The following is a 22,781-nucleotide window of genomic DNA, read 5'->3' as shown; positions in this document are numbered from 1 at the left end:
CCCTATAGATATTATGGAGCCTATTTGTTGTAGAAAAGTCCCATAAGATCTATAATGAAAAGCGACAAAAACATCATTAGAAAGAATCATATGGAACAATTACATTTTATCACAAAACTACTCGATATTAAAGACCCTAATATCCAAATTATAGACATCATCAATAGGGATACCCACAAAGAAATCATCGCTAGACTGGATTATGAGGCCCCTTCTTGTCCTGATTGTGGAAGTCTAATGAAGAAATATGACTTTCAAAAACCATCTAAGCTCCCTTACCTCGAAACAACTGGTATGCCTACTAGAATTCTCCTTAGAAAACGCCGTTTTAACTGCTATCAGTGCTCAAAAATGATGGTCGCTGAGACTTCTATCGTCAAGAAGAATCATCAAATCCCTCGTATCACCAACCAAAAGATTGCTCAGAAGCTGATTGAAAAAACTTCTATGACCGATATTGCTCATCAGCTGGCCATTTCAACTTCAACTGTCATTCGCAAGCTCAATGATTTCCACTTTAAGCATGATTTTTCTCGTCTTCCTGAGATTATGTCCTGGGACGAGTATGCCTTCACTAAGGGAAAGATGAGTTTTATTGCACAAGATTTTGATAATCTCAACATCATCACTGTTCTCGAGGGAAGAACACAAGCTATCATTCGAAATCACTTTCTTCGCTACTATAGAGCCGTTCGTTGTCAGGTGAAAATCATTACTATGGATATGTTTAGCCCTTACTATGACTTGGCTAAACAGCTGCTTCGCTTTAGAATTTCTAGACTCAGGCTAAAACAGTCCACTGGACTGTTTTACTCCAACATCTCAGCCGTGCTATGAGTCGTTTGCGTGTCCAAATCATGAATCAGTTTCATCAAAAATCCCATGAATACAAGGCCATCAAACGCTCCTGGAAACTCATTCAACAGGATAGTCGTAAACTGAGTGATAAACGATTTTATCGCCCTACTTTTCGTATGCACTTAACGAATAAAGAGATTCTAGACAAGCTTTTAAGCTATTCAGAAGAGTTGAAACACCACTACAATCTCTATCAACTCTTGCTTTTTCACTTTCAGAATAAGGAACCGGATAAATTTTTCGGACTCATTGAAGACAATCTAAAGCAGGTTCATCCTCTTTTTCAGACTGTCTTTAAAACCTTCCTCAAAGATAAAGAGAAAATCGTCAATGCCCTTCAGTTACCCTATTCTAATGCCAAATTAGAAGCAACCAATAATCTCATCAAACTTATCAAACGAAAGGCCTTTGGTTTTCGGAACTTTGAAAACTTCAAAAAACGGTTTTTTATTGCTCTGAACATCAAAAAAGAAAGGACGAATTTTGTCCTTTCTCGATCTTAGCTTTTCTTAAACCCACTACAGTTGACAAAGAGCCAGAATATCTATAGGGAGGGTACCCACTACAAATATTATGGAGCCTCAAAATCGACTCTTCGCCAACTTTAAAGACACGATGTATCAGGATGCTTATAATTTAAAGGTTGCTACACCGAGGATAGAACGATTTAAGTTTCGAAGAATTTGAAGACTTTGTTCAAATTTCTTATAACGAGTCACTCCGTATTCTTCAACAAGAAGGACTGTATCTCTTTCTAAAAGAGATGGTACATCTTGTAAATCTACAAAATGCATTCCTTTCAAAATCTCTTGATTTTGTTTTAATTTATCTAGAATAGCTTTATTTGAGCTAACAATAGTCAATTCTTGTCCAGCATTTTTATATGATAGAATATCTGCTAGATTAGCAATTGTTGTAATCTCTGTTACAAAATCAATTTGATACTGAGAAAAATCACCTGCTCTATTGATTGTTGGATTAAAGAGATAAATCAATACATTTCCCATCACAACCAAAATCACACAGACTACTCCAATAACAGCTAAACGAAGAATCAAATTCTTGACGTTTAATCCAAGCGCTGTCTCACCATTTGCATTCAATTCTTTAGAATTGATGGTTTCCAATTTTTCAATTTTTACATTTGCATAAGTGTGTTTAAATTTCTCAATCAATCCATCAATTTTTCGCTCCAACAAGTCATTAGCATCTTTACTTGGTGTCAAAATTTTCACACCAACCCCTGCATCGTCAATCATATAATAGACGGTCAATTTTTTCCACCAATAGTCGCTTGTAGAATTTTTCAAGGTTGACTCTGTCGTATCCAATTCACTGGCAATTTTTTTCAACTTACTCGGTTCTACATCATTGAAAAGATAAGCTCCATTCAAATTCCCATCAATCAATTTCCCATAGAAATCACTATAACCACCAATTTGATGATTCAAAATCGTTTTAGCTGAATCTTCTGGAGGGGTGATTTTATAGCTGATATAAGTTGAATAACTTGTTGTGTCTTTGACAGTATTTTTATTCTTAACTGCTTTAATTGTAAATGGTACAGCAATAAGAGCAAATAAAGCGATGAGAGCTAAAATATTTGCTTTTCGTTTTTTGTAAAGATTTGCAAACAAATCAGCTACTGAATAATGTTCAAACATGATTTTTTTCTCCTTTGTTGAGTAGATACTGGTTCTCTTTTGTAAGCATTTTCGCTACGAATATAATCACAAGAACAATTCCCCAGAATTGCATTGTAAATAAATTGAAGAAACTTTCTGAAAAGCTACTTCTTGGCATAAAGAATAGATTATTCAAGATGAGTAGAGACAAGGCAAATAGGATTGTTCTTGAACGATAGGCTACTTGCAGCATGGCTATGAATAACATACCTAGTAAGAGACTAAGTAGAAAGACTCCTATCATACCATAGTCGGTATACAACTCCATAATATAGCTACTTCCGATACCATGTCCTTTCAAGTATTCCTTGTTCAAGACAAGATAGGATAGATTATGGGCATAACTATTACTATCAATAGCCAGTTCCACACTATTGGTTGTATGCTCAAAGGCTTTTCCTCCGAAAATGGCCCCCAAACTCCCCCTTGCAAAATAATCAAGGACAGGACCAAAAGTAAAATTACGGAAATCTCGGTAAGGGAGGCTACTGTTAAATAGAAAACCTCGAGCCAAGACACCAAAACTAGTCCCTTGTTTATAGATAAAGTCAAGTAAGATATCCCAGAAACCTGTATGGGAAACTTGGACATTATCCCGTACATAATTGAGCACTCCCATCGCTAACATGAGAATAGGAGAACCTACAAAAATTGCTAACTTTTCTTTAAACCCAATCCATTTTCCTTTTTCAGTTTGCTCCCGCATAAAGTAATAAACAAAAGCAAATAAAATACTTAAAATAAAGGGATTGCGTGTCCCGATTGCCAAATGAATGGTATTAGCTGCAATAAAGGAGACAAGCACTGCTGTAGCCTGCCATTTCTTTGGCTTGGTTGCCAGATACATACACATTGCATAGACCGTAAAGGTAGACAAGATATAGGTAATATAAGGCAGTTTACTTTCAAAATTTGCATAGTAGGCATAGTAGGAAGTCTGCAAGCGATATAGGAGTCGTTCAAATAATCTAATGAAATAGAAAGGATAGGTTAGAAGAAAAACTCCTAGCGATACAAAGCGCAACCGCTTGATGTAAACCTCTTTTAGAGAATTTCCTATATTTGCTACTTTTATTTTCTTCCTAGTTATGAAGTAACGAGCCAGGATGCCTCCTATGGTCAAGCCCAGAATCGAAACCATGACAACTATAAAGGCAAAACGATAGGCTATTGGATGATAGGTATCCAAAGCACCATCCCTAAAATAATCAATGGTCGGTCTTGATACTAGAAAGATAAAAATAGTTAAAAAGAAAATAAAATGGATTAAGTAATACTTGATATCATTCCAACAAGCAATTAAGCTACTAACCAGTAAGAACAATAAAGTAGAAAGCAAGCTAACATTGTCATTATTAAACAGATACACAATTCCACTTACTAGCGTCAAGGCATAGCTAACTATGGTCAAACTAAATAATAATCGTTTTCCATCAATCACTTGCTCACCCCCGTTCTAATGTAATTTTTTAGATTTTTCAATATTTTTCAGTAATAAGAATCGGTATAAGGAAATATTTATAAATAGAGCCAAGGCACTAATTCTTCTCCCCTTACGGAAAATTGGATTCCTAGCAATAGCAAAGGCATGGCCTTTTAAAAAACGATGAATCTGAGAATAGGCTTCAAACTGTTTATACTGATCATCTAGCAACATCTTATCCAGAATAAAAAAGTAGGCATAGGCTAATCTGAAAAAAGCAACCTCTTTCAAATCTGGATAGTTTTTCATAACTTCATTGTAAAACTTTTGGTAGATATCAATATAGGCTAAATCCTTCTCTGCATAGGGTTTAGTCGTAATACTATCCCCTCTATGGAAATAGTAATAATAGGGTTTGGTATTAACAACGTACTTCTTAGCCAACTTGATTAAATCAAAATGATAATAAGCATCTTCATAAATCAATCCCTTTGGAAAGGATAGGGCAGTTGCAATCTCTTTCTTGATTAGCTTATTGCAAATCGTTCCAGGAATTTTTTCACCTATGAGGTATTCCCTTAGAAATGTTTGGGAATCACAGACAAAATAGCCATCCTGATTGGCTGACTGTGGGCTCTCATCATTAGCATAGACATTCATGACACCACAGCTCGAAACATCCGCATCTTCTTGAATTAATTGCTCATATAAGCTCTGAATCATTTCTGGATGGATATAATCATCTGAGTCAATAAAAATCAGATAATCTCCGTGAGCCTGCTTCATTCCATCATTTCGTGCTTGCGACAATCCTTCGTTCTTTTTATGAAGCACTGACACCCTATCATCTTGTTCAGCGATTGCATCACACAAGCGATCACTTTCATCTGTTGCACCATCATCAACAAGAATAATTTCCAGATTTTGATAGGTCTGCTCCTGAATGGAAGCTATCGATTTTTCTAGGTACTGCGCCACATTATAGACTGGCACAATAACACTAATTAATGCAGTTTCCATGCTACTCCTCTAATAGTTTTTCTACTTGTTCGATTTGTTTGGCAATTGTAAATTGCTGAATGAATTGGCTAGCCTCATTGACATCGAAGTTTGAGGCAGAAGTCATGTATTCAATAATTGCCTGAGCTGCCTCTTGATTGCTCTCAATGATTTGTCCAAATCGTCCTTCTTGGGATAATTCCTCAGCCCCTCCGACATCCGTAGAGACAAAAGGAAGTCCCAGACTCAAGGCTTCCACATACACTCCAGGAAAACCTTCTTGTTTAGACATAGACAAGAGAACTTTCATCTGAGACAAATACTGGTATGGATTTTTTTGATAACCAATGAAATGTACATAGTCCTCAAGCCCATACTCTTTGACTCGTTTTTTCAGTTCCTCTTCCATATCACCAGCCCCTATGAAGTAGAGATGATAGTTTTTTCCCTCTTGGTGTAATAAGCGTATCACTTCCACCACACGGTCAGAACCCTTATTTTCCTCAATCCGTCCGATAGTACAGATACTTTGAGGCGCAATCTCGATATCGATCTTCTCTTGAGATGTTTCTAGAATACTCTGAAAATCATAACCATTGTAGACCGTCTGTAATTTGGAAGCATAATCTGGATAGACTTCCTTGATAGAATTACTGGTTTTTTTTGAAATTCCTACAATGGTATCCGCGGCATCCAACTGGCGTCTATGTGATTCTCTTTTGGAGCTATCCTTAAGAAATTCTTCGATACTTCCATGAATCCAAGAGATTTTCTTGACTTCTTTTCTTTTAGAAAACAAAAGTGGAGGATTCATAATGGTAAAGGAAACTTCAACATCATAGTCATCTTTCACCAGTAAGCGACGTGTCAATCTCGGAAAATAAATTCTCATTCTCCACAAAAGAGCTCGAATCCATCTTGCTTGGCGATAATCCTGAAGGGATTTTAAAATGCCTACATGCTTGGGAACAGATTCGTATCCCTTATCAAAATGTTCCATTTCAAGAATATCAATATCATACTTTTCTGGATCTAGATTTGAAACAATGGTAGATAGAATCTTCTCTGCTCCACCCCCGAGAGAAAAAGACCACATAAAAAATAAGATTTTTTTCTTAGCCACCATATTCTCCCTTGTATTCTGTATAAGACTTATCCATATCAGCGATGACAGCATCATGATGCGGTAGCTGTTTGTCTGCTGGTGGTGGTGTCATATAATCACCAAAAGCAGTGCTGAGATAGGCATCATAGCCGACTGGAACGGGCATTTCTGTCTCTTCAAATGGCAAGAAGAGATTATCTTCAAAGGATGCGATTGGGTACTTGTTTCTCATGTAGCCAGGACCTGAGCATAATTCGGTGATTCCATCACTCTCAGCTAGACCATACTTAGTCATTTCTTTCTCAGCTTTTTTCCAAATGCGATAACGGAGAGATTTTGGAGTCAAACCCAGTAAAATACGGCTTCCCCATTTCATAAGTGCGCCATGCTTTTCTGGAACAGTTTGCGCACAAAAGAGTGAATAAATCAAGGCCCAACGAACCTGTTTTTTCCGCTCAGCTGGATTTTTCGGATAATAATCCAAAGGCAAAACATCCAAAGCCAAACCATGGGGCAAATTCAAATCTTGCTGGTAAGGCTTAATACAAGTCGTTTCCTTGTCACGAATGGTAATAAAAAGATTGCGGTCGACAAAATCCTTATTACTCTTTGACAAGAAATAACGTTCCTCTGCATAACGAGGCCATAATTTTGCTAATTTTTCATAATCTTTGCGGGGCATAAAAAAGTCTAGGTCGTCATCCCACGGAATAAAGCCCTTGTTTCGAAGGGCGCCAATAGCACCTCCACCACAGAGATAACAGAGCAAATCATGTTCCTTGCAAAAACCCACAAAATATTCAGCCATCTCCAGACTACGAGCCTGAATTGCTTTTAAATCAGTCATATCTCTCCTCTTCTGTTCAATAACGAGTTATATTGTTTCATTATACCATAAAAACCCTTAAAAATCCATCAGACACTACGAAAAATCAAAGTCCAAACCACTGTTTTACTGGTGATTCGAACCTTGATTTTTCCTGTATTATTTTATCTCATCCTCATCTGAGAAAGTTTAGTTTGATATTTATTTTGGTCTACTAAAAGTGCCTGTCCTCCATAGACATCATAGGCATCGACCCAATCGCCTAGTTCCGGAACTGTTAATCTCTCTATACCATTTTGCGCTCCATTTAGGAAGGATAAGCCATTGGTCAGTAGGAAGCTATAAGGAACATTCGTAGAGGTCATACCAAAGACCTTACCAAGCGCTTCTGATCCAGTAAAGAGTTTGGTTGGATCCTTAAGTTGCTGCAGAACAGCTGTCAACACTTGCTGTTGTCTCTTGGTACGACCGTAATCACCTTCGTCATCATCACGGAAGCGAGCATAGTTGAGCAAGGTTGAACCGTTCATCTGCTGTTTCCCGACTTTAATAGTCTGGGTTGGAGACTCTGTTTCCGTAGCATGTAAATCATCTCCGACTGTAGCTTCTGTTAGCGGATGCCCATTCAATGTTGAAAATTGGGCATCAATTGTCACACCATCAGGGAACAGAGTGTCAATAGCGGTTGCGAAGGCCTGAAAGTCAACCAAGGCATAGTACTTAATGTCCAAGTCAAAATTATCTTTCAAGATTTGGCGAACCATTTCTGCCCCTTTTTGTCCCTCTTGTTCTCCTAACTCATAGGCCACATTTAACTTGTTATCGGACTGCTTTTTACCATTAATGACTTGGCTATAACCGTCTATATAAACCAAATTATCACGCATGAAGCTGACCAGCTTAATTTTCTTATCTGAGCCGCCAACATTTAGGACCATAATCGAGTCCGTTCTCGTTTCAGCACTGTTTTGGCCAATTCGTCCATCCGTCCCCATAATCAAAATATTGACCCCATCCTTGGTATCTTGACCATTAAAGACTTCTACTTTAGCAGCCTTAGCATTGGCAGGTTTGTTTGGATCAGCATTTGAATAGCCTTTTAGGAACATAAAAATCATGCCAAAACCGACACAGGCTAGAAGAGCAAGCAATCCAGCAAAAATACGCCCCCACCGTAGCTTCCTCTTTTTAGCTTGTTTCTTTGGAAGAGAATTGATCTTCTGGTATCTCTCAGAACGACTACGACTATTATAAGGAGGAATTGAAGCGTTAGTACTTGTCTTTCTATAATCCTCAGTCAATTCTTGACTTTCTGAGGTGGCGTCACTACTTGCCCTATTTAATTTGTCTTGCAAGTAAGCAAACTCTTTTTTCTCTCGCTCATTGAGGTAATGAATATTCTTAAAAAGATAATCATAACGCAACTGCTCATGATGGCTTAAAGGATTTTCTTTACTCATCTTCTCTCCTTTCCATGGTCTAATATTGGATAAATAGGATAGGCGCCCAATACTTTATATTGGATTCCAATCGCTTCTAATTCTTTTTGGGCAAAGTGGACCAAGTCCTTATCAGCATAGTCCACATCGATAATGAAAAAGTATTCTCCCAGTGCTGTCTTGAGTGGTCGACTTTCAATTTTTGTCAGGTCAATTCCCCGCCAAGCAAAAGTAGACAGAGCCTTATAAAGTGCGCCTGGAAGGTTGTCAGGTAAGGTCAAGGCCAAACTCATTTTTTCAGTTTGTGCTTGCAAGGGCATACTAGGCTTTTCAGCTCCCAGAACCCAGAAGCGTGTGAAATTGGCTTCCATTTCTTGAATATCCTCGGCAATCAGTTCTAAGCCATATTCTTCAGCAGAACTTCTTGGTGCAATAGCCGCAAAAGGCTGATTAGGATGTTCGGAAATAAAACGGGCCGCATAAGCTGTACTAGCTGTTACCTCGATTTGAGCCTCTGGATATTGTTCATCGATGAATTTCTTTCCTTGTGCCAAGGCTTGTGGGTGAGAAAAAATCTTTTCAATCTTAGTATGACCTGGAACCACCATCAACTGCTGATGAATGGGCTGAACGATTTCTGCAACTGCTTGGATGCGAGCCTGATGAAAAAGGTAGTCCAAGGTTTCATGAACACTACCCTCGATAGAATTTTCAACTGGCACCACAGAATAGTCCACTAATCCTTGCTCATAAGCCTTGATGACATCTGTAATGTTGGCAAAAGCCTGCAATTCCTCATGAGGAAAAGCTGTCTGCACAACATGGTGTGAAAACGATCCCTTAGGACCTAGATAAGCAATTTTCATCTCAGTTCCTCTATAATTTCCTCTGGGCTTAGCTTGGTCACATCCAAAATCCGACTAGCCGCTTCCTCATACCAAGCCTGTCTTTCTTGGAAAATAGCTGCTAATTCTTCCTTGCTATTATTGAGAAAAAGCGGGCGCTGATTGTCCTTATCAGCTGCTATGCGTTGGTAGAGGGTTTCAAAATCGGCTTTCAGGTAGATATTATCAGAATTTGTCTTGAGCAAATCACGATTTCGCTGAGAAATGACCACTCCTCCACCAGTTGACACAACTTGGTCCGTTTCTAGTAACTCAGCTAGGACTTCTGATTCTATCTGACGAAAGGCGCCTTCTCCCTTTTCAGCGAAAAATTCCGCAATAGACATACCTAAGCGCTCCTCAATCAGGGAATCCATATCAAGGTAATTAGGATCCAATCCTCTTGCAATAGTGGACTTGCCAGCTCCCATAAATCCGAGTAATACCTTAGCCATGAATCAAGCTCTCCAAATCATCAAAGAAGCTAGGGTAACTGGTATTAATGGCTTCTGCACGGTCAAGCTCCACTTCTCCATCTGCAACCAAGAGCGCTGCGATGGCTGTCATCATGCCGATACGGTGGTCTCCAAAAGTATTGACTCTAGCACCGTGAAGGGCTGATTTTCCTTTGATAATCATTCCATCTGCTGTAGGTGTGATATTCGCACCCATGCTATTTAAGGCGTCTGCCACAACCTGAATGCGGTCTGTTTCCTTGACTTTGAGTTCCTCAGCATCCTTGATAACTGTGACACCTTGGGCTTGGGTCGCAAGTAGGGCGATAATTGGCAATTCATCAATCAAACGTGGAATCAAGGCACCACCAATCTCTGTTCCTTTCAAGTCAGAAGATTCAACAGTCAAAGTAGCAGATTTAGCGACTGGGTCAATTTCAGTTATTTCCAATTTTCCACCCATGGCGCGAATGACATCAATAATACCAGTACGCGTTTCGTTGACCCCCACATTTTGCAGTACTAGACGAGAATTTGGAACAATCAAACCTGCGACTAGCCAAAAGGCTGCACTGGAAATATCTCCTGGCACGACCACCTTTTGTCCTGTCAATTTTTGTGGCCCTTGGACTGTGATTTTCTTGCCCTCCACACTTAAATGACCACCAAACTGTTGCAACATATCTTCAGTATGATTACGGGTGCACTCTTTTTCGATAATAACAGACTCCCCCTGAGCCTGCAAGGCTGCAAATATCAAGGCTGACTTGACCTGGGCAGAGGCAATTGGCAATTCATAATGAATAGGTGCTAGGTTTTTCGTCCCTTTTAAGTTAAGGGGAGGTAGATTTCGCTCAGTTTCCCCTGAAATGCTGACGCCCATTTTTTTCAGTGGAATCGTCACACGATCCATAGGACGTTTGGAAAGACTATCATCTCCGAACATTTCTACTTCAAAGTCTGCACCTGCAAGGACACCTGAAATCAGGCGAATCGAGGTTCCAGAATTTCCCATATCAAGGGCATTTTGCGGCGCTTTTAAGCCGTCCATACCGACACCTTGAATAGTAATAACCCCATCTTTGTCCTCAATCTCAACACCAAGGTCACGAAAAACCTGCATAGTTGAGAGCACGTCCTCACCACGCAATATATCATAAACCTTGGTCTCACCCTCAGCCAAACTTCCAAAGATAATGGAACGGTGGCTGATAGACTTGTCACCTGGAACTCGGATACTGCCATGTAAGTGGCTAATGTTTGTTTTTAGTTTCATACTGGACCTCATACTTGCAATACTTTTACTTATTTTATCATAAAAAGCCAGAAATTCCTTAAAATTTCTGACTTTATGATAGTTATTTTCTTATTTTAGCAATTCTGAAACTGGTTCGAAAACAATTTTTTCAATGTCAGAAAGGTAAATGGCCAATTGTTGTTGCTTGGTAAAGAATTCTGACAAGAGGCTATTTCCTTGAATCTGCTTGCCAAAGCCTTCCATCTTCGCTTGGAAGGAAGCGTCTGGCATTTGACCTGTCTGTGCCAGTCTTTGAATTTCGTCTTGGAAGGCAACATATTCTGTAAAGATTTTACTTGCCTCAGCATCTGCTGAAATAGCATCTTTAGCTGCTTTGACAGCCTTGTATTCTGGTAATTCGCGTAAAGCGCGACTGAGTTCGTTAGCGCTATCGTAAATATTTGACATGATGTTCTCCTTATTTGACAACGACTGTGTAGTCGGTATTTTCTGTTATTAGATGTTCAGCTCTTTCCAAGTCTCGAGCATTTTTAAATGAAATTTGTAGGATCCCGTGAATGTCTTCACGATTTTCCTCGTTGATATGGATATTGACCAAGGAAGTTCCACGTAGTAGTTCCAAAATCCGCAAGATGACATCTTCTTCATCGGGAACATCGACATAGAGGTCATAAGAGCTATCCACACCGCCACGCTTATGGATTTCCATGGCCTGACGTTGCTCACGCGCTTGGTTGAAAAAATTCCAGATTTGCTCCTCATCTCCCTTGCTGATGGCCTGACCAATCGCTTCCAAACGTTCCTTGAAATCCTCAATTCGGTCTATAATAGTCTCACGATTAGACAAGAGAATGGAAGTCCACATCCCCGGCTCGCTTTCCGCAATCCGAGTCATATCTCGAAAACCACCTGCCGCAAAGCGCCTTGCCATCTCATGTTCTTGAGCATAAACCGCGGTCTGCTCCATTAGACTAGAAGCTAGAATATGAGGAAAATGGCTAATCTGAGAAGTTACACGATCATGCTCCTTGGCATCAATCTCGATAAAGCGAGCATGAAGACCTGAAAGCAAGTCCTTCATTTCCTCAAGCGTATCAGAACTTGTCAGGCTCGAAGGTGTAAAGATATAATAGGCATTTTCAAAAAGATTGACATCTGCCGAAGCAGCCCCTGTCTTGTGACTACCGGCCATGGGATGGGCCCCGACAAAGCGAACAGGTTTGCCAGCCAAATACTGCTCCGCCACATCCACAATGGCTGACTTAGTCGAACCAGCATCTGAAATAATCACTCCTTCTTTCAAGTCCAAGTTGGCCAATTCCTTAATGAAAGCAATGGTTTGTTTGATTGGCAAACTGAGAATGATGATATCTGCCATAGGAGCAAAACTGGCAAAATCATCCGTTGCACGGTCAATCATACCTTCTTTCAAGGCAATATCTCTCGAAGCTTGACTACGATTATAACCTAAAATTTCATAATCTGGATGATCGCGTTTGATACCAAGTGCCATCGAGGCACCGATCAAACCAAGACCTGCGATATAGATTGTTTTTGCCATAGGAACTCCTTAATAGTTCTTTGTATAGTCTCGGTGTTTGGCTACCGCTTCTTTTAATTCCTCTAGATTATCTGATGAGAATTTTTCAAGGATTTCTTGTGCCAGAACCGTTGCCACAACAGCTTCCATAACTACGCCTGCAGCTGGAAGAGCAGTCGGATCACTTCTCTCAACGGTTGCCTTGTAAGGTTCATGGGTTTCGATATCCACACTCATGAGTGGTTTGTAGAGAGTAGGAATGGGCTTCATAACGCCTCGAACAACGATGGGTTGCCCATTGGTCATACCACCTTCAAAGCCACCTAAATTATTGGTACGACGGGTATAGCCGTCTTCTTTAGACCAGAGAATTTCGTCCATAACTTGGCTACCTTTACGGTAACCAGCTTCAAAGCCAAGACCAAATTCTACCCCTTTAAAGGCATTGATAGAGACGACAGCTTGGGCAAGTCTGGCATCTAATTTTCTGTCCCATTGGACATAGGAACCAAGACCAACTGGAACACCTCCGACGACTGTCTCTACAACCCCACCGATGGTATCACCATCACGCTTGATTTGATCAATATAGTCCTTGATTTCCTGTTCCCGTTCTTGGTTGACAATAGAAACTTCAGACTGGGCAGCTCGCTCCTTAATCTCAGCAACTGTGAGATTCTCAGGAACATCGATTTCCTTGCCACCAAAGACCACGACATGGTTGGCAATCTCCATATCCAGTTCAGCCAAGAGGCGTTTGGCTACAGCTCCAACTGCTACTCGCATGGTGGTTTCACGGGCAGATGAACGCTCCAAAGAATTTCTTAAATCATCAAAACGGTACTTGATCCCCCCAACCAAGTCGGCGTGACCTGGACGAGGATGGGTGATTTTTCGTTTGCTTTTAAGGCGGTCTTCAATGTCCTCCGCAGACATGATGTCCAGCCATTTTTGATGGTCCTTATTGATGACATCCATGGTAATGGGAGCCCCTGTCGTCTTCCCATGGCGAACGCCAGAAGTAAAGACAACCTGATCACTCTCAATTTTCATACGACCGCCACGACCGTAGCCACCCTGACGGCGTTTAAGGTCCTCATTGATGTCCTCTACTGTCAAAGGAAGCCCAGCTGGAATTCCTTCAATGATAGCTGTCAGACGCGGGCCGTGTGATTCTCCTGCTGTTAAATATCTCATACACTCTCCTTATTTTACCAAGTAGTCTTTCATCTCTTCTAGAGAAACTGGGTGTATGGTCGCTGAACCAAGCTCTGGTACCAAGACCAATTTCAAGGTATTTCCACGCGCCTTCTTATCATGAGTCAAAGCCTGATAAAGCTTATCAACATCCCAGTTTTCATAGTCAACAGGCAAACCAAACTTCTGACACATCTCGGTGATAGATTGGGTAATACCAGCTGGCATAAAACCTTTTTCCTCAGCAACTTTGGAAATCTGAACCATGCCCATGGCTACAGCCTCTCCATGCATGACCTTTCCATAACCGGCAGTCGCTTCAATGGCATGACCAATTGTATGGCCAAAATTGAGGTAAAGGCGAACACCATTGTCCAACTCATCCTCAACTACCATCTTGCGCTTGACCTGACAAGAATGTTCAATCAAAATCTCTGCATATTCCAGAATGCTCTCTACAGAACCGTCCAGCTCCGTCAAGAGAGCCCACAGTTCTGGATCCTCAATCAAGCCATACTTGATAACTTCACCCATTCCTTCAAACAACTCTCTTTTTCCAAGCGTTTCAAGGACAAGTGGGTCAATCAGAACCCCGTCTGGCTGGGCAAAAGTTCCTACCATATTCTTAGCAAATGGAGTATTGACGCCTGTCTTTCCACCGATAGAAGAATCAACCTGGGCTGTCAAACTAGTCGGAATCTGAACAAAGTGAATGCCCCGCATATAGGTAGAGGCCACAAAACCAGCCAAATCCCCAACGACACCGCCACCAAGAGCCACGATTCCATCGCTACGAGTCAGACCTTGCTTGACTAAAAATTCATAGACTTTCTGAACAGTGGTCAAATTCTTTCTTTCTTCCCCTTCCAAAAAGTCAAATACCGCTACCTGAAAACCAGCATCTTCTAGGCTGAGCTTGACTTTCTCTGCATAGAGAGAGGCTACATGGTTGTCAGTTACTATAACCACTTTTTGTGGTTGCCAAAGTTCTCGCAACCATTGACCAGCCTGAGCCAGACAGCCTTTTTCAATCTGAATATCATAAGGATGATGAGGAATATCGATTCTGATTTTCATAGGAGAATCTCCTTTTCTTTATTGGTATTTTTCTGTTAAAGACTGCCAAATTTCTTCTGTTGGCATTTCCTTTCCTGTCCACAGTTGAAAAGCTTCTGCAGCCTGATAGAGCAACATTCCCAGACCATTGACCGCTGGATTGCCCTGCCTCCTAGCCCATTTCAAAAATGGTGTTTCAAAGGGTTGGTAAATGATATCTGCTACTAAGAGAGTTTCTGGTAAGACTAAGTTTTCAGGAACTGGAGACGATTGGCCATCCATGCCCACACTGGTAGCATTGACCAGTAAATCCGACTCGGCAATCCTTTCTTGCAGTTCAGAAACATATTCTAAAGCATACAAGTCCACTTTAAAGCCTGTCTGCTCCTGTAACTTGTCTAGGTAAGGTCTTGTTTTTTCAATAGAGACTGAACGAACAAAGACTGAAATCTGACTGACGCCGTCCAAAATAGCTTGTGCCAAAATGGACTTGGCCGCACCACCTGCACCAAGCAGGGTCATCTTCTTACCTGTAATTGTAAAAGAAGGCAAGCTCTTAAAAAATCCCTTGCCATCTGTATTATATCCAATTAAATTGCCATTATGATTGACAACCGTATTGACCGCACCAATCAAGTGCGCTTCGTCACTCAGCTCATCCAAATAAGGAATCACCTGCTCCTTATAGGGCATAGACAGGTTGATGCCAAACATCTGGTAGCGACGAATATTAGCCACTGTGACTTCCAAGTCATCCGCTTCAATCTCCCAAGCCACATAAGCACCGTTGGTAGCTGTCGCCTCAAAGGCGCTGTTGTGAATAAAGGGGGAAATCGAATGCTTAATTGGATTGGCAACAACGGCAGCTAAGCGTGTATAGCCATCAAGCTTCATCCAAAATCTCCCTGATTTTTTTCATGTTAGCTAGAGAAATCTGACCCGGGGCACTTGCCTCATCTAGACTAGCAAAGGACCAGCTCGAACCAGTCACATCTGCAGTGATACGAGAGACCTTACCCACCTTTCCCATAGAAATAGTTACATATTCCTGCTCAGGATTGAGAGTTTTAAAGCCTCGTGTATAGTTCATCAAGTCTAGCACATCCTGCTCCGTGTGAGCCATCACCGCAACCTTAACAAGTTTTGGATTTAGGCTCGTCAACTCTGACAAGATTTCCATCATGTTTTCAGGTGTTTCTTGGAAATTGTGGTAACTCAAAACGAGATTTGGGAAGTCCAGCATTTCCTCAAAAACATCCTTGTAGCTGTAGTACTCAAAATCAATATAGTCTGGTTGATAGAGTTGCGCCACTTCCTTGATTAGATGGATATATTCTTCTGAAGAAAGGTCGATTTCTCCCCCTTCAGAGCGAGTTCGCAGGGTGAAAACCAACTCACGGCCTGCGAATTTTTCAAAAATAGCTGGAGCTACCTGCAAAATCGCTTCTTTAGGCAGATAGTCGGCGCGCCATTCAATAATATCAACATCTTGATACCTCGTGGCATCCAGAGCCTGAGCCTCCTCTAAACTTCTTGGCATTACTGAAACGATTAATTTCATTTACTAACCTTCATACTAATCACCTTGAGGTAATTACTACTTTCATCTTTTTTATTATAGGCGAAATCTGCTGGAAGACCGTATTTGTTTAAAATCTGGTAACTTCTTCCTGCAAAGCCTTTATCAATTTGTTCTGTAAATTTCTGACGGGAAACATTGGCAGCATTAGTACTAGCAATGATAATCCCTCCCGAATTTAAAATCTCAAGACTCTGGGAAATCAACTTGTGATAATCCTTGACCACAGAAAATGTTTGTTTTTTGTTCCGAGCAAAGCTAGGCGGATCTAGGACAATCACATCGTAGGTCAAGCCTTTTCGCTTGGCATATTTGAAATACTCAAAGACATCCATGACCACAAAACGATGCTCGTCTGTGCTGATTCCATTTGCCTGAAAATGCGCTTCCGACAATTCTCGTGAACGTTTGGCTAAATCAACCGAAGTTGTCTGGCTTGCTCCTCCCATGGCTGCAGCTACTGCAAAGGCTGCTGTATAAGAAAACATGTTGAGCAAGGATTTACCCATAGCCAATCCATCCACTAAACTACCGCGAACTTCATGCTGATCTAGGAAAATCCCTGTCATCAAGCCATCATTCATAAAGACTTGATACAGGACACCATTTTCCAAAACAGTGAAAAAGTCAGGTGCATCTTGGCCATAAATATGGGCAGATTCATAGTCTAACCCCTTAAAGCGGATCTTCTCATAGGCTCCTAAAACCTCAGGGAAAACCTGTCTAAAGGCTTCTGAGATAACCTTGCGAATCTGATAAACATAAGAGTTATACCAAGAAAAGACAGCATAGTCGCCATAAAGGTCCACTGTCAGCCCGCCAAAGCCATCTCCCTCTTGATTAAAGAGACGAAAGGCAGTTGTCAAATCATCTTGATAGTAGGCTTTTCTCTGTTCTTTAGCTTGTCTAAACAGCGTTTCAAAGAAAGCTTGATTAAAGGTCACCTTATCTTTGCTGATAAACCAGCCCAAGCCCTTGTTTTGTTGGGAAAGGTAGGCAGTCCCAAGAAAATTTCCATCTTGACTATGGACTTCCACTTCCTGTTCCTTAAGATTGACATTCTCAAGATCGCTGGCTTCTAGTAAAACTAGACCTTTGATAAGCTTTTTTTCAACCCGCTTACTGACTCTTATTCTATTCATAACTACCATTATATCAAATTTTTAGACAATTCTCAAAAAAGAAACTACCCTTGCTTTTTTACTCTCGTTTTAAAAAATGGTATACTAATACTAATTAAAAATTAGGAAGTAAATGTGTGAGAATTAATTTTAACAAAATCCAAAAAGCCATGGGTACCAGACTGGGTTTTGTCCTAACCCTTTTAATCCTCTATTGGCTCAAAACCTTATTAGCCTATACCGTTGATTTTAACTTAGATATTCAAGTAGGCAAATTGCAGGGAAATTACCTTGCCTTTATCGCCTTTTTCAACCCCCTTCCTTTGGGCCTCCTTCTACTAGCTCTAGCTCTCTATGCTCGGTCAACCAAGATTTTTTATAGTATTAGTATAGCTATTTATAGCCTTTTATTCATTTGGCTCTATTCCAATGTCTTTTACTATCGAGAATTTAGTGACTTTATCACGGCTAATAGCATGAAGGTTGTCAGCAAAGTTTCTGTTGGTACTGCGGAACTAGAGTTGCTGCGTCCTTGGGATTTTATCTATTTTATGGATTTCCCAGTACTGGCTTTTCTTTTCTTTAAAAAATTCATCCATTTGGATAGGAGACCTTTCAAATTTCGCTCGAGTGTTGCTATCACTGCTCTCTCAGCCTTGCTCTTTTCTGCTAACCTTTTCTTGGCCGAGATTGAACGTCCCGATCTCCTATCGCGAGGATTTTCTAATTATTACGTTGTCCGCGCCCTTAGTTTGCCAGCTTTTTTAGGCTATAGTGCCAACCAATCCTACAGTGCAAATAAGGAACGTGCCAAGGCTTCTGAGACCGACCTTCAACCTATTACAGATTATATTCAAGAACATGCTGCTAAGCCCAATCCAGACTATTTTGGCTTAGTCAAAGGGAAAAATGTAATCTACCTCCACTTGGAGAGTTTCCAGCAATTCCTGCTTGACTACAAACTCAACATAGATGGAACTGAACACGAAGTCACTCCCTTCCTTAATTCCCTCTACCATTCGCAATCAACCCTAGCCTTTTCTAATATCTTTAACCAAGTCAAGGCTGGTAAAACCTCAGATGCGGAAACTATGTTGGAAACTGGTCTGTTTGGACTTAACCAAGGTTCTTTCATGGTCAACTACGGTGGTACCAATACCCAGCAGGCAGCACCTTTTATCCTATCAAAAAACGGCTACCAATCAAGTGCTGTCTTTCACGGTAATATCGGGACCTTCTGGAATCGAAATACGACCTACAAACAATGGGGCTACCAATACTTCTTTGACGCATCCTACTTCACCAAGCAAGACAGTAGCAATTCTTTCCAATATGGTTTAAATGATAAAATCATGATGAAAGATTCTATCCAATATCTGGAGCATTTACAGCAGCCTTTTTATGCCAAGTATATCACGGTGTCCAATCACTATCCCTATGCTAGCAATCTGACTGGCGATGAGCTTGGTTTCCCCTTGGCTAAAACCAAAGATGAAACGATCAATGGCTACTTCCAAACAGCCAACTATCTGGATAGTGCCATCAAGGCTTTCTTTGCCTATCTCAAAGAAAGTGGCCTCTATGAAAAATCCATCATCGTCATTTACGGAGACCATTATGGAATTTCCAACTCCCGCAATCCTGAGCTGGCACCCTTGATTGGCAAGACTTCTGAGAACTGGTCTAACTACGATAATGCCATGTTGCAACGAGTGCCTTTTATGGTAGTCATGCCTGGTTATGAAAAGGGGCAAATCATCAATACCTACGGTGGACAAATCGATATCTTACCGACTCTCGAACACCTCCTTGGTATTGAGTCCAATTCCTTCCTTCAAGTTGGACAAGACCTTCTGTCTCCAGATCATCAAGAAATCGTTGCCTTTCGAACTGCCAATTCCTTCGTCACACCAAAATATACTAGCTATGACGGACGAACCTACTATACTGAGAGCGGTCTTGAAATCAGCAATCTTGATGAACAAGCTCAGACTGAACTGGAAAGTGTTCGTCAGGCAGCCAGTCAACAACTGAAAATCAGCGACCAGATTCAAACTGGTGATTTGATACGTTTCTACCAAGCAGATCATCTTGGAACAGTTGATACAGAAAGTATTTCTTACCTCAATTCCTTACCAATTCTGCAAAAGATTGAACAGGAAAAAGGTAGTCAATCAACTAGTCTCTTTAGCCAACGACAAGGTAAAACCAGTACTGACCTTTTCAAGGCACCAAGTTACCAAGAACTCCACCCCGAGTCTGCCGAAACCGAATCAAAATCACAATAAAAATGCTCTTCCATCGTGGAGGAGCATTTCTTTTTATCAATGAAAATCAAAGAGCAAACTAGGAAGCTAGCCTCAGATTAACTGCGAGATTGTAGGTAGAGAGGTTGTATCAGCAATATATGTCTGTCAAATTTAGTGACAAATTTAGTGACAAATTTAGTGACAAATATAGTAGAAGAAAGGATGAAGAAATAAATCAGCTTCAGCAGATATATGGAAAATTTGATTCTATAGAGAAGCCTTTTGTTACAAACTCAATATACTATCAATAAATAATATTATAGAAGCAACAATAATTATAATTTCACCTATCTGCATAATCCTATTTCGAACTCTAAATATATGTTCTATCAAAAATACTTGAAAAAGACACATTATAGGAATTAATGTTTTTGAAATTGAAAAATATCCAAATAAATAAACTATAAACAACAATAATAGAACTATATTATATTTCTTATTCAAAACATTCCTCCCTATATATTTTTGATTACCAATCTTAATCATTTACAACTACATTCTAACAAACTATAAAAGCGTTTGTCGAATTGACTTTATCAATCAAGCGACCAACTATCTCATCTTTTTTCTATCTCTGCCAATATGCGTGACAGGTAGTAATGATAGCCAAAAATAGCAAGACCAAGCAAGAGGATAAGAGATCCTACTCCCAAGCTAATGGCAAGGATAGGTGAGAGAGACCGAACCAAGAATAAGCTCCCAATTACAAGGGCCATCAGGATTGCAATATAAATAAACAGTAAAACTATTGCTACTATACGATTTGAACGATTCACTAGGTCAGTAATGCTACTCCAATTGGTTGACAGATTTTTCACATCCTTAAAATAATGGTGACAAGAAAGGATGACACTGGCAAGGGTCCAAACTGCAAGAAGGTAAATCATCGAAAGGATGGGCAAGCCTAAATATAGAGAAAGGCCAAGTAAAATCAGAACTGGTAAAAAAGACTGGACAGCAAATATAATCCAAAATTTCACTTTCACATAACGAGCAAAGTCAAAGGGTAAACTCTTAAGAAAATCAACATTTTCCCTCTCCAAGGACAAGGCAATTGAATGCAGGCTGGTGATATTGTTATTGACAACTGCTATAAAGAGAGCTATAAAAAACAAGGGTAACCAGTATGGAGGATGAATGTCTGGAACTATCTGAGAATCTCGAATTTTGGAAATCAGACCGATCATCATGAGATAAGGAAGAAAGGCACTTGTAAAAAGTACTGTAATTACGCCAGTTCCCTGTCCCAAGAGGGTGAGGTGGTAGCGTAAAACCATACGGAAAAAGCCCTTTTTATTAGTAGTTGAAATTCTCTCCTTATTGCGACGTTCTTTTTTGACTTTCTCCTCACTATTAAGCAGGATCACGTCATAAAAATGAGGAAAAACCTTCTTTTTGGTCAGGTAAAGCAAGAAGAGAGTTAGCCCTATCCAAGCTAGTAGACCCACTATGGCTTCAGTCGAAAAAGGCTGCACTGCTATTTTGTAAAAGATATGAATAGGATAAAGGAGAAATGGAATGTCTCTAACTTTGTCAACAATACTTCCAAAAGTCGACTGTAGAAAGAGGACAAATATTAAAGGTATGAGAACCCCTATCCCAATCATCACATTGGCAAAAATAGACTGATACTTTCTGAAGACCGTAGTCTGAGCCAAGAAATGTACTGCCACTACCATCACTAAAGTAACAGAGACAAATAATAAGGCCAAGGACAGCAGCATCAAAGGCAAGCCCAGCCAAAGAGAAGGAGCTAGCCTAATATAGAGGACTAGAAAATAAGCTAGGATTGGTACAATTCCAGCTAGAGCTGGCAAGAGAACAGACAGTCCTTTAGCAATTATAATCTCTGATTCTTTAAAGGCATAGGGCCTATACGATACCAAATCCTTACTCTCATAAAAGACATTGTAAAATGCAGTGAAAGAAGTTGAAAAGGCAAGCACCAGTAAAATAGCAACCATGCTACTAAAAAAACTTGGTATTTCCTCAAAAGGAAAACGAAAGGCTATATTTATAAACATGATGAGCATCAAGAGACTGGAAAAAATGTAAGAACTTAGGACTCTAGCGGAAACATTTACTTTTTTTCCAGGATTTTTAGCTTGCTTCTTTCGTAGGTTAGCCAGATTAGCTTCTTGAGATGAATAGAGGATATTGATATCAACTAATTTTTTAATGACCTTGAGACGCATCTGAAACCTCCTCTTTTCTACCAGCAAGACTAAGGTAGATACTTTCCAAAGACTGGTCTGGATGGTCTTTTCTCAAGTCCTCTACGCTACCACAATAAATCAAATGCCCCTTTTTCAAAATGGCAATCCGATCACAGACTTGCTCTGCCACCTCTAGGACATGGGTTGAAAACAAGACCGTCTTGCCTTTTTGTGCATGCTCCTTCATCATCTGCTTCAAATCAAAGGCAGCCTGGGGATCCAAACCAGTCAAGGGTTCGTCCAAAACCCAAATATCAGGATCAGACAAGAGTGCCCCGATGACAAAGACTTTCTGACGCATTCCGTGAGAAAGAGTTTCAATAACTTGATAGCGATTTTCAGCAAAGTCAAAAACGTCCAATAACCTAGCTAGACTAGCTTCCAAGTCAGAGCTAATCAGATCATAGGATGAAGCGATCAATTCCCAAAATTCATTGGCTGTTAAGCGTAAAAATAAGTCAGGCGAGTCTGCTACGTAGCCAATCTTTCGTTTAATAGCTAAACGATTTTCCGATAACTCCTGACCATCTACCAGAATACGACCACTGCTGGGTGAAATGATACTGACTAGGGATTTTATAGTGGTCGATTTTCCAGCACCGTTATGGCCAATCAAACCCATAATCTCCCCATTTTCAATCTGCAAATTGAGATTGCTCAAAGCCTCTTTATCACCATACAACTTACTAACATTTTGAAATTCAATCATGGGATGACTCCTATCTTTATCTATATTACATACTATTATACTAGCACTTTGATACAAAAAAATCAACACTTTATTTTAAGTAGTTAAAATAGATTTCTTCTATCTTACGCAAACGTTTGAGC

20 protein-coding genes and 1 pseudogene are annotated in these 22,781 nt (G+C 40.2%); 2 read left to right on the top strand and 19 right to left on the bottom strand.

Translation table 11 applies throughout. From position 1 onward, the window contains the following. Nucleotides 1-90: 90 nt before the first annotated feature. A pseudogene (locus tag HMPREF0851_RS15425) lies at nt 91-1,361 on the top strand (ISL3 family transposase). A gap of 126 nt (nt 1,362-1,487) precedes the next feature. Here HMPREF0851_RS15425 and HMPREF0851_RS04850 read toward each other — a convergent pair. The 16 genes from HMPREF0851_RS04850 to HMPREF0851_RS04775 all read right to left on the bottom strand — a co-directional run bounded on the left by HMPREF0851_RS04850 (nt 1,488) and on the right by HMPREF0851_RS04775 (nt 17,446). After that, nucleotides 1,488-2,522: a hypothetical protein gene (locus HMPREF0851_RS04850; RefSeq protein ID WP_000461492.1), complete on the bottom strand. Its 1,035-nt coding sequence runs from the start codon at nt 2,520-2,522 to the stop codon at nt 1,488-1,490. Continuing rightward, a complete protein-coding gene (locus HMPREF0851_RS04845; protein ID WP_000565074.1) occupies nt 2,515-3,984 on the bottom strand; it encodes an O-antigen polysaccharide polymerase Wzy family protein in 1,470 nt (489 codons plus the stop codon). The genes HMPREF0851_RS04850 and HMPREF0851_RS04845 overlap by 8 nt, the downstream gene beginning before the upstream one ends. 15 nt (nt 3,985-3,999) lie before the next feature. Continuing rightward, nucleotides 4,000-4,986 (bottom strand): glycosyltransferase family 2 protein, encoded by a 987-nt coding sequence (locus HMPREF0851_RS04840; protein WP_000446964.1) that lies wholly within the window; start codon nt 4,984-4,986, stop codon nt 4,000-4,002. Nucleotide 4,987: 1 nt separating this feature from the next. Beyond that, nucleotides 4,988-6,091 (bottom strand): glycosyltransferase, encoded by a 1,104-nt coding sequence (locus tag HMPREF0851_RS04835; protein WP_000225881.1) that lies wholly within the window; start codon nt 6,089-6,091, stop codon nt 4,988-4,990. Continuing rightward, the gene (locus HMPREF0851_RS04830; RefSeq protein WP_000130740.1) at nt 6,081-6,917 is read right to left on the bottom strand and encodes a LicD family protein; all 837 of its coding nucleotides are present in this window, start codon (nt 6,915-6,917) and stop codon (nt 6,081-6,083) included. Before HMPREF0851_RS04830 ends, HMPREF0851_RS04835 begins: the two co-directional genes overlap by 11 nt. Nucleotides 6,918-7,060: 143 nt before the next feature. Continuing rightward, nucleotides 7,061-8,356: an LCP family protein gene (locus HMPREF0851_RS04825; RefSeq protein WP_000032333.1), complete on the bottom strand. Its 1,296-nt coding sequence runs from the start codon at nt 8,354-8,356 to the stop codon at nt 7,061-7,063. Continuing rightward, nucleotides 8,353-9,201: a prephenate dehydratase gene (gene pheA / locus HMPREF0851_RS04820; RefSeq protein WP_000686412.1), complete on the bottom strand. Its 849-nt coding sequence runs from the start codon at nt 9,199-9,201 to the stop codon at nt 8,353-8,355. The genes HMPREF0851_RS04825 and pheA overlap by 4 nt, the downstream gene beginning before the upstream one ends. Then, nucleotides 9,198-9,674: a shikimate kinase gene (locus tag HMPREF0851_RS04815; protein WP_001151391.1), complete on the bottom strand. Its 477-nt coding sequence runs from the start codon at nt 9,672-9,674 to the stop codon at nt 9,198-9,200. The genes pheA and HMPREF0851_RS04815 overlap by 4 nt, the downstream gene beginning before the upstream one ends. Further along, nucleotides 9,667-10,950 carry a 3-phosphoshikimate 1-carboxyvinyltransferase gene (gene aroA / locus HMPREF0851_RS04810; protein WP_009014128.1) on the bottom strand — a complete coding sequence of 428 codons (1,284 nt, stop codon included), beginning with the start codon at nt 10,948-10,950 and terminating at the stop codon, nt 9,667-9,669. Before aroA ends, HMPREF0851_RS04815 begins: the two co-directional genes overlap by 8 nt. 90 nt (nt 10,951-11,040) lie before the next feature. Beyond that, complete coding sequence (locus tag HMPREF0851_RS04805; protein WP_000065964.1) at nt 11,041-11,379, bottom strand: YlbF/YmcA family competence regulator; 339 nt, start codon at nt 11,377-11,379, stop codon at nt 11,041-11,043. Nucleotides 11,380-11,389: 10 nt separating this feature from the next. After that, complete coding sequence (locus HMPREF0851_RS04800; protein WP_001140491.1) at nt 11,390-12,493, bottom strand: prephenate dehydrogenase; 1,104 nt, start codon at nt 12,491-12,493, stop codon at nt 11,390-11,392. A 9-nt stretch (nt 12,494-12,502) separates the two neighbouring features. Continuing rightward, complete coding sequence (gene aroC, locus HMPREF0851_RS04795) at nt 12,503-13,669, bottom strand: chorismate synthase (protein WP_001269893.1); 1,167 nt, start codon at nt 13,667-13,669, stop codon at nt 12,503-12,505. Between the two features lie 9 nt (nt 13,670-13,678). After that, a complete protein-coding gene (aroB, locus tag HMPREF0851_RS04790) occupies nt 13,679-14,746 on the bottom strand; it encodes a 3-dehydroquinate synthase (protein WP_000702130.1) in 1,068 nt (355 codons plus the stop codon). A gap of 18 nt (nt 14,747-14,764) precedes the next feature. Beyond that, nucleotides 14,765-15,619 carry a shikimate dehydrogenase gene (locus HMPREF0851_RS04785; protein WP_000762503.1) on the bottom strand — a complete coding sequence of 285 codons (855 nt, stop codon included), beginning with the start codon at nt 15,617-15,619 and terminating at the stop codon, nt 14,765-14,767. After that, nucleotides 15,609-16,286: a type I 3-dehydroquinate dehydratase gene (gene aroD, locus HMPREF0851_RS04780; protein WP_000767771.1), complete on the bottom strand. Its 678-nt coding sequence runs from the start codon at nt 16,284-16,286 to the stop codon at nt 15,609-15,611. Before aroD ends, HMPREF0851_RS04785 begins: the two co-directional genes overlap by 11 nt. Next, nucleotides 16,283-17,446, bottom strand: coding sequence for a class I SAM-dependent rRNA methyltransferase (locus HMPREF0851_RS04775; RefSeq protein WP_009014127.1), 1,164 nt, complete (start codon nt 17,444-17,446; stop codon nt 16,283-16,285). Before HMPREF0851_RS04775 ends, aroD begins: the two co-directional genes overlap by 4 nt. Before the next feature lie 149 nt (nt 17,447-17,595). Between HMPREF0851_RS04775 and HMPREF0851_RS04770 the strand changes: the two genes are divergently transcribed. After that, nucleotides 17,596-19,713 carry an LTA synthase family protein gene (locus tag HMPREF0851_RS04770; protein WP_029693015.1) on the top strand — a complete coding sequence of 706 codons (2,118 nt, stop codon included), beginning with the start codon at nt 17,596-17,598 and terminating at the stop codon, nt 19,711-19,713. Nucleotides 19,714-19,959: 246 nt separating this feature from the next. Here the strand turns inward: HMPREF0851_RS04770 and HMPREF0851_RS16675 are convergent, their stop codons facing one another. From HMPREF0851_RS16675 to HMPREF0851_RS04760, 3 genes are all read right to left on the bottom strand, one after another. Next, nucleotides 19,960-20,220, bottom strand: a complete 261-nt coding sequence (locus HMPREF0851_RS16675) for a hypothetical protein (protein WP_009014126.1) — start codon at nt 20,218-20,220, stop codon at nt 19,960-19,962. Between the two features lie 71 nt (nt 20,221-20,291). After that, nucleotides 20,292-21,929 (bottom strand): hypothetical protein, encoded by a 1,638-nt coding sequence (locus tag HMPREF0851_RS04765; RefSeq protein WP_001237591.1) that lies wholly within the window; start codon nt 21,927-21,929, stop codon nt 20,292-20,294. Further along, nucleotides 21,910-22,659: an ABC transporter ATP-binding protein gene (locus HMPREF0851_RS04760; RefSeq protein WP_000569190.1), complete on the bottom strand. Its 750-nt coding sequence runs from the start codon at nt 22,657-22,659 to the stop codon at nt 21,910-21,912. The genes HMPREF0851_RS04765 and HMPREF0851_RS04760 overlap by 20 nt, the downstream gene beginning before the upstream one ends. Nucleotides 22,660-22,781 lie beyond the last annotated feature (122 nt).

Origin of the sequence: Streptococcus sp. M334, assembly GCF_000187745.1 — a bacterium.
Lineage (GTDB): Bacteria > Bacillota > Bacilli > Lactobacillales > Streptococcaceae > Streptococcus.
This window is presented reverse-complemented; position numbering and strand designations above follow the sequence as displayed.

Bases quoted from the DNA above. Each gene is read 5' to 3' on its own strand.
- HMPREF0851_RS04850 (WP_000461492.1), bottom strand. From the start codon at position 2,522: ATGTTTGAACATTATTCAGTAGCTGATTTGTTTGCAAATCTTTACAAA.
- HMPREF0851_RS04840 (WP_000446964.1), bottom strand. From the start codon at position 4,986: ATGGAAACTGCATTAATTAGTGTTATTGTGCCAGTCTATAATGTGGCG.
- HMPREF0851_RS04835 (WP_000225881.1), bottom strand. From the start codon at position 6,091: ATGGTGGCTAAGAAAAAAATCTTATTTTTTATGTGGTCTTTTTCTCTC.
- HMPREF0851_RS04830 (WP_000130740.1), bottom strand. From the start codon at position 6,917: ATGACTGATTTAAAAGCAATTCAGGCTCGTAGTCTGGAGATGGCTGAA.
- HMPREF0851_RS04825 (WP_000032333.1), bottom strand. From the start codon at position 8,356: ATGAGTAAAGAAAATCCTTTAAGCCATCATGAGCAGTTGCGTTATGAT.
- pheA (WP_000686412.1), bottom strand. From the start codon at position 9,201: ATGAAAATTGCTTATCTAGGTCCTAAGGGATCGTTTTCACACCATGTT.
- HMPREF0851_RS04815 (WP_001151391.1), bottom strand. From the start codon at position 9,674: ATGGCTAAGGTATTACTCGGATTTATGGGAGCTGGCAAGTCCACTATT.
- aroA (WP_009014128.1), bottom strand. From the start codon at position 10,950: ATGAAACTAAAAACAAACATTAGCCACTTACATGGCAGTATCCGAGTT.
- HMPREF0851_RS04805 (WP_000065964.1), bottom strand. From the start codon at position 11,379: ATGTCAAATATTTACGATAGCGCTAACGAACTCAGTCGCGCTTTACGC.
- HMPREF0851_RS04800 (WP_001140491.1), bottom strand. From the start codon at position 12,493: ATGGCAAAAACAATCTATATCGCAGGTCTTGGTTTGATCGGTGCCTCG.
- aroC (WP_001269893.1), bottom strand. From the start codon at position 13,669: ATGAGATATTTAACAGCAGGAGAATCACACGGCCCGCGTCTGACAGCT.
- aroB (WP_000702130.1), bottom strand. From the start codon at position 14,746: ATGAAAATCAGAATCGATATTCCTCATCATCCTTATGATATTCAGATT.
- HMPREF0851_RS04785 (WP_000762503.1), bottom strand. From the start codon at position 15,619: ATGAAGCTTGATGGCTATACACGCTTAGCTGCCGTTGTTGCCAATCCA.
- aroD (WP_000767771.1), bottom strand. From the start codon at position 16,286: ATGAAATTAATCGTTTCAGTAATGCCAAGAAGTTTAGAGGAGGCTCAG.
- HMPREF0851_RS04775 (WP_009014127.1), bottom strand. From the start codon at position 17,446: ATGAATAGAATAAGAGTCAGTAAGCGGGTTGAAAAAAAGCTTATCAAA.
- HMPREF0851_RS04770 (WP_029693015.1), top strand. From the start codon at position 17,596: ATGGGTACCAGACTGGGTTTTGTCCTAACCCTTTTAATCCTCTATTGG.
- HMPREF0851_RS16675 (WP_009014126.1), bottom strand. From the start codon at position 20,220: ATGATTAAGATTGGTAATCAAAAATATATAGGGAGGAATGTTTTGAAT.
- HMPREF0851_RS04765 (WP_001237591.1), bottom strand. From the start codon at position 21,929: ATGCGTCTCAAGGTCATTAAAAAATTAGTTGATATCAATATCCTCTAT.
- HMPREF0851_RS04760 (WP_000569190.1), bottom strand. From the start codon at position 22,659: ATGATTGAATTTCAAAATGTTAGTAAGTTGTATGGTGATAAAGAGGCT.